This window comes from Streptosporangium sp. G11 (genome assembly GCF_051192615.1).
Lineage (GTDB): Bacteria > Actinomycetota > Actinomycetes > Streptosporangiales > Streptosporangiaceae > Streptosporangium.
In genome coordinates, this window is sequence record NZ_JBPJUQ010000315.1 from 1 (window position 1) to 1,030 (window position 1,030).

General features: G+C 72.9%; 2 protein-coding genes. Both read right to left on the reverse strand.

The window, feature by feature from the left end:
• On the reverse strand, positions 1-348 hold the full coding sequence (locus ACSDR0_RS50775) for a metalloregulator ArsR/SmtB family transcription factor (protein WP_435296161.1): 348 nt from the start codon (positions 346-348) through the stop codon (positions 1-3).
• Positions 349-381: 33 nt separating this feature from the next.
• Positions 382-1,030: MFS transporter (locus ACSDR0_RS50780; protein WP_435296162.1), on the reverse strand; the 649-nt coding region annotated here is incomplete at its 5' end.

Genomic DNA, 1,030 nt, shown 5'->3' on the forward strand with positions numbered 1-1,030 from the left:
TCACACGCTCGCGGACTCGGCCAGCGGGGTGAACAGCGCACCCAGGCGGGCGACGGCGGCCGGGACGATCCAGTAGTAGACCCAGGTGCCGCGGCGCTCGGAGTCGATCAGCCCGGCCATCCGCAGCACTTTGAGGTGGTGGGAGATGGTGGGGCCGCTCAGGTCGAAGGCGGGGGTCAGATCGCACACGCACGCCTCACCGCCCGCGTGCGAGCCGATCATCGACAGCAGGCGCAGCCGGACCGGGTCGGCGACGGCTTTGAGCATCACCGCCAGGTCGGCCGCGTCATCCTCCGACAGTGGCTCGCGGGCGATCGGCGCGCAGCACTGGGCGGTGGCGGCGGTCATACGGCAACTCCCCTGCTTTGACATTCGTCTAAATCATACGCGGTGGTAGGCGACCAGCGCGACCGCGGCGACGGCGCAGGCCACCGCCACGGCCGCCATCACCCACTCATAACCGGCCGCCTGGGCCAGCGCGACCGCGCCGAGCGGGGCCAGTGCCTTGTCGGCGACGGAGAAGGCGGCGATGCGGCCCGACAGCGAGGCGTAAGCGCTGCTGCCGTAGCGCCGCAGGAGCAGGTGCGGCAGGGTGATGGAGGCGATGCCGAAGCCGAGCCCGAAGCCGAGCACGCAGCCGATGGCGCCTGGCACCGTGCGCCCGGCCAGCGGGAGCAGCGCGGCGGCGACGCCCTGCAGGGTGAAGATCGCGGCGGCGATGAGGGCGGCGGGCAGGCGGCGTTGCAGGCCGGTGGTGAGCAGGCGGCCGGTCACCGACAACACCCCCAGCAGCCCGGCCAGCGTGGCGGCCAGGACCGGTGAGTGGCCCAGGTGGATGAGGTAGGTGATGAGCAGGACGGCCATCACCGCCGCCGCGCCGCCGTTGGCGGTGAAGGCGATCACCAGCAGCCAGAACGGCCGCGCCCGGGTGGCGTCCTTGACGATTCCGGTCCGCTCTTCGGTGGTGACGGGCTGATGCCCGGTGCGGGCGGGGCGGCGCACGACGAGCGCGTGCAGCGGGATCGCCGCC

What these genes read in the sequence shown, in the direction of transcription:
- ACSDR0_RS50775 (WP_435296161.1), bottom strand. Translation starts at nt 348, where the DNA reads ATGACCGCCGCCACCGCCCAGTGCTGCGCGCCGATCGCCCGCGAGCCA.